This window comes from Streptococcus sp. k-378, from assembly GCF_013277505.1.
GTDB classification, from domain to species: Bacteria; Bacillota; Bacilli; order Lactobacillales; family Streptococcaceae; genus Streptococcus; species Streptococcus pseudopneumoniae.
The window spans coordinates 1-5,082 of record NZ_VMNC01000147.1 but is presented as its reverse complement, the minus strand read 5'-3'; the positions used below and the strand labels follow the sequence as shown (position 1 = coordinate 5,082).

Sequence of the window (5,082 nt, the reverse complement as noted above, 5' to 3'; positions counted from 1 at the left end):
ATGAAAATCAAAGAGCAAACTAGGAAGCTAGCCGCAGGTTGCTCAAAACACTGTTTTGAGGTTGTAGATAAAACTGACGAAGTCAGCTCAAAACACTGTTTTGAGGTTGTGGATAGAACTGACGAAGTCAGCTCAAAACACTGTTTTGAGGTTGTGGATAGAACTGACGAAGTCAGTAACCATACCTACGGCAAGGCGAAGCTGACGTGGTTTGAAGAGATTTTCGAAGAGTATTAGTTAAAAACGTGATAAAGGAGAAATAAAGATGGCAGAAATTTATCTAGCAGGTGGTTGTTTTTGGGGCCTAGAGGAATATTTTTCACGCATTTCTGGAGTGCTAGAAACCAGTGTTGGCTACGCTAATGGTCAAGTCGAAACGACCAATTACCAGTTGCTCAAGGAAACAGACCATGCAGAAACGGTCCAAGTGATTTACGATGAGAAGGAAGTGTCACTCAGAGAGATTTTACTTTATTATTTCCGAGTTATCGATCCTCTATCTATCAATCAACAAGGGAATGACCGTGGTCGCCAATATCGAACTGGGATTTATTATCAGGATGAAGCAGATTTGCCAGCTATCTACACAGTGGTGCAGGAGCAGGAACGCATGCTGGGTCGAAAGATTGCAGTAGAAGTGGAGCAATTACGCCACTACATTCTGGCTGAAGACTACCACCAAGACTATCTCAGGAAGAATCCTTCAGGTTACTGTCATATCGATGTGACCGATGCTGAGAAGCCATTGATTGACGCAGCAAACTATGAAAAGCCTAGTCAAGAGGTGTTGAAGGCCAGTCTATCTGAAGAGTCTTATCGTGTCACCCAAGAAGCTGCTACAGAGGCTCCATTTACCAATGCCTATGACCAAACCTTTGAAGAGGGGATTTATGTAGATATTACGACAGGTGAGCCACTCTTTTTTGCCAAGGATAAGTTTGCTTCAGGTTGTGGTTGGCCAAGTTTTAGCCGTCCGATTTCCAAAGAGTTGATTCATTATTACAAGGATCTGAGCCATGGAATGGAGCGAATTGAAGTTCGTTCTCGTTCAGGCAGTGCTCACTTGGGTCATGTTTTCACAGATGGACCGCGGGAGTTAGGCGGCCTCCGTTACTGTATCAATTCTGCTTCTTTACGCTTTGTGGCCAAGGATGAGATGGAAAAAGCAGGATATGGCTATCTATTGCCATACTTAAACAAATAAAACAGAGAGGGTGGGTACTTCCCACTTTCTTTATTTCCAGAATACGAATAGAAGGGATTTATGAAACACCTATTATCTTACTTCAAACCCTACATCAAGGAATCGATTTTAGCACCCTTGTTCAAGCTGTTAGAAGCTGTTTTTGAGCTCTTGGTTCCCATGGTGATTGCTGGGATTGTTGACCAATCCTTGCCCCAAAGAAATCAAGGTCATCTCTGGATGCAGATTGGCCTGCTCCTTATATTTGCAGTGATTGGCGTTTTAGTGGCCTTGATAGCTCAATTTTACTCAGCAAAGGCAGCAGTAGGTTTTGCTAAGGAATTGACAAACGACCTTTATCGTCATATTCTTTCATTGCCCAAGGACAGCAGAGACCGTTTGACAACTTCTAGTTTGGTCACTCTCTTGACTTCGGATACCTACCAGATTCAGACTGGTATCAATCAATTCCTGCGTCTCTTTTTGCGAGCGCCCATTATCGTTTTTGGTGCCATTTTTATGGCTTATCAAATCTCAGCTGAGCTGACTTTCTGGTTCTTAGTCATGGTTGCCATTTTGACAATCGTCATTGTAGGGTTATCTCGATTGGTCAATCCTCTCTACAGCAGTCTGAGAAAGAAAACGGACCAACTGGTTCAGGAAACGCGTCAGCAATTACAAGGAATGCGAGTTATTCGTGTTTTTGGTCAAGAAAAACGAGAGTTACAGATTTTTCAAACCCTTAACCAAGTTTATGCTAGATTACAAGAAAAGACAGGTTTCTGGTCTAGTTTATTAACACCTCTGACCTATCTGATTGTCAATGGAACTCTTCTCGTTATTATCTGGCAAGGCTATATTTCAATTCAAGGAGGAGTGCTCAGTCAAGGTGCTCTCATTGCCCTTATCAATTACCTCTTACAGATTTTGGTGGAACTGGTCAAGCTTGCCATGCTGATCAATTCCCTCAACCAGTCCTACATCTCAGCTAAGCGAATCGAGGAGGTCTTTGAGGAATCTCCCGAAAACATCCATTCAGAATTAGAACAAAAGCAAGTTACCAGTGGTCGGGTTTTACAAGTCCAAGAATTGACTTTTACCTATCCTGATGCGGCCCAGCCTTCTCTGAGAGACATTTCCTTTGATATGAAGCAAGGGCAAATCCTTGGTATCATCGGAGGGACAGGTTCTGGTAAATCAAGCTTGGTGCAAGTCATCCTTGGACTTTACCCAGCAGACAAGGGGAGCATAGACCTTTATCGAGATGGAACTAGTCCTCTCAATCTTGAACAGTGGCGGTCTTGGATTGCCTATGTGCCCCAAAAAGTCGAACTCTTTAAGGGAACCATTCGTTCTAACTTGACTCTAGGTTTACATCAAGAAGTATCTGACCAAGAACTCTGGCAGGCCTTGGAGATTGCGCAAGCTAAGGATTTTGTCAGTGAAAAGGAAGGACTTTTGGATGCCCTAGTTGAGGCAGGTGGTCGAAATTTTTCAGGTGGACAAAAACAAAGGCTGTCTATCGCACGTGCAGTCTTGCGCCAAGTTCCATTTCTCATCCTAGATGATGCGACCTCAGCACTGGACATCATTACCGAGTCTAAGCTCTTGAAAGCTATTCGAGAAAATCTGCCTAACACGAGCTTAATCTTGATTTCTCAAAGAACATTGACTTTACAGATGGCTGACCAGATTCTACTCTTAGAAAAAGGAGAGCTCCTAGCTATCGGCAAGCACGAGGACTTGATGAAATCCAGTCAAGTTTATCGCGAAATCAATGCATCCCAACATGGAAAGGAGGGCTAGTATGAGACGACAAACTGCAAATCAAACACTCACACGTTTGGCCAAAGATTTAGCAAGTCATCCCTTCCTCCTTTTCCTAGCCTTTCTAGGAACCATTGCCCAAGTTGCCTTATCAATCTACCTACCTATCTTGATTGGGCAGGTCATCGACCAAGTCCTAGTGACTAGCTCTTCACCAGTTTTTTGGCAGATTTTTCTCCAAATGATCTTTGTGGTCATAGGAAATACCCTTGTGCAATGGATCAATCCTCTTCTCTATAATCGCCTAATTTTCTCTTATACCAGAGACTTGCGAGAGAGAATAATCAACAAGCTCCATCGGTTACCGATTGCTTTCGTGGATCGGCAAGGAAGTGGAGAAATGATCAGTCGGCTGACCACAGACATAGAACAGTTGGCAGCTGGCTTGACCATGATTTTTAACCAATTTTTCATTGGCATCTTGATGATTTTGGTTAGTATTCTAGCCATGCTGCAAATTCACCTCCTCATGACCCTCTTGGTCTTGCTGTTGACGCCACTGTCTATGGTGATTTCACGCTTTATTGCCAAACGCTCTTATCATCTCTTCCAGAAGCAAACAGAGACCAGGGGGATTCAGACTCAGTTGATTGAAGAATCTCTTAGCCAGCAAACCATTATCCAGTCATTTAATGCTCAGGCAGAATTTATCCAAAGGCTGCGTGAGGCTAATGACAACTATGCAGGTTATTCGCAGTCAGCTATCTTTTATTCTTCAACGGTTAATCCTTCGACTCGCTTTGTCAATGCGCTCATTTATGCGCTTTTAGCTGGAGTGGGTGCTTATCGTATCATGATGGGTTCCACCTTGACCATTGGGCGTTTAGTGACTTTTTTGAACTATGTTCAGCAGTATACCAAGCCCTTTAATGATATTTCTTCTGTTTTAGCCGAGTTGCAAAGTGCTCTCGCTTGTGCAGAGCGCGTCTATGCTGTCTTAGAAAGTCATGAGGTTGCTGAAACAGGTAAGAAAGTTTTGACTAGTGACCAAGTCAAGGGAGCTATTTCCTTTAAACATGTTTCTTTTGGCTACCATCCTGAGAAGATCTTGATTAAGGATTTATCTATTGATATTCCAGCTGCTAGCAAGGTGGCTATCGTTGGTCCGACAGGTGCAGGAAAATCAACCCTTATCAATCTTCTTATGCGTTTCTATCCTATTAACTCAGGAGATATCTTGCTGGATGGGAAATCCATTTATGACTATAGTCGTGCCTCCTTACGCCAGCAGTTTGGCATGGTGCTCCAAGAAACCTGGCTCAAGCAAGGAACCATTCATGACAATATTGCTTTTGGAAATCCTGAAGCCAGTCGGGAGCAGGTGATTGCTGCTGCCAAAGCAGCCAATGCAGATTTTTTCATCCAACAGTTGCCACAGGGATACGATACCAAGTTAGAAAATGCAGGAGAATCTCTCTCTGTCGGTCAGACCCAGCTCTTGACTATAGCGCGAGTCTTTTTGGCTATTCCAAAGATTCTTATCTTAGACGAAGCAACTTCATCCATCGATACGCGGACAGAAGTGCTGGTACAGGATGCATTTGCTAAACTCATGAAGGGGCGCACAAGCTTTATCATTGCCCACCGCTTGTCAACCATTCAGGATGCGGATATGATTCTAGTCTTAGTGGATGGTGATATTGTTGAGTATGGGAACCATCAGAAACTCATGGCTCGAAAGGGCAAGTATTACCAAATGCAGCAAGTTGCCACTTTTAGCTCTGAATAAGCCATTCTCTTTTGAAAGTTTATGGACGAAAAAAGTTGCCTTCGGGTGACTTTTTTGTTACAATAGCTAGAAAAATTGTTCACTGTAATACTCAATGAAAATCAAAGAGCAAACTAGGAAGCTAGCCGCAGGTTGCTCAAAGCACTGCTTTGAGGTTGTGGATAGAACTGACGAAGTCAGCTCAAAATACTGTTTTGAGGTTGCAGATGAAGACGCTGACCTGGTTTGAAGAGATTTTCGAAGAGTATTAAACGGCTAGGTCAAACTTCAACTGCGGCTTAACAGGGTCATAATCTACCAACTCAAAATTCTCTGCTTTAATATCAAAGAAATTGGTCCCATC

General features: G+C 43.1%; 4 protein-coding genes and 2 pseudogenes. 5 read left to right on the top strand and 1 reads right to left on the bottom strand.

Features of this window, described 5'->3' with window-relative positions; genetic code table 11:
* From HT719_RS11820 to HT719_RS10775, 5 genes and pseudogenes are all read left to right on the top strand, one after another.
* Positions 1-237 (top strand): annotated as a pseudogene (locus HT719_RS11820) (hypothetical protein); the annotation flags it as partial.
* A 28-nt stretch (positions 238-265) separates the two neighbouring features.
* Complete coding sequence (msrB, locus tag HT719_RS10790; RefSeq protein ID WP_119946887.1) at positions 266-1,204, top strand: peptide-methionine (R)-S-oxide reductase MsrB; 939 nt, start codon at positions 266-268, stop codon at positions 1,202-1,204.
* Positions 1,205-1,264: 60 nt separating this feature from the next.
* Positions 1,265-2,989: an ABC transporter ATP-binding protein gene (locus tag HT719_RS10785; protein WP_172929200.1), complete on the top strand. Its 1,725-nt coding sequence runs from the start codon at positions 1,265-1,267 to the stop codon at positions 2,987-2,989.
* A 1-nt stretch (position 2,990) separates the two neighbouring features.
* The gene (locus HT719_RS10780; RefSeq protein WP_172929198.1) at positions 2,991-4,739 is read left to right on the top strand and encodes an ABC transporter ATP-binding protein; all 1,749 of its coding nucleotides are present in this window, start codon (positions 2,991-2,993) and stop codon (positions 4,737-4,739) included.
* Between the two features lie 94 nt (positions 4,740-4,833).
* A complete protein-coding gene (locus HT719_RS10775; protein ID WP_172929196.1) occupies positions 4,834-4,968 on the top strand; it encodes a chlorohydrolase in 135 nt (44 codons plus the stop codon).
* 18 nt (positions 4,969-4,986) lie between these two features.
* Here HT719_RS10775 and HT719_RS10770 read toward each other — a convergent pair.
* Positions 4,987-5,082, bottom strand: a pseudogene (locus tag HT719_RS10770) (thymidylate synthase); the annotation flags it as partial.

Bases quoted from the DNA above. Each gene is read 5' to 3' on its own strand.
- msrB (WP_119946887.1), top strand. From the start codon at position 266: ATGGCAGAAATTTATCTAGCAGGTGGTTGTTTTTGGGGCCTAGAGGAA.
- HT719_RS10785 (WP_172929200.1), top strand. From the start codon at position 1,265: ATGAAACACCTATTATCTTACTTCAAACCCTACATCAAGGAATCGATT.
- HT719_RS10780 (WP_172929198.1), top strand. From the start codon at position 2,991: ATGAGACGACAAACTGCAAATCAAACACTCACACGTTTGGCCAAAGAT.
- HT719_RS10775 (WP_172929196.1), top strand. From the start codon at position 4,834: ATGAAAATCAAAGAGCAAACTAGGAAGCTAGCCGCAGGTTGCTCAAAG.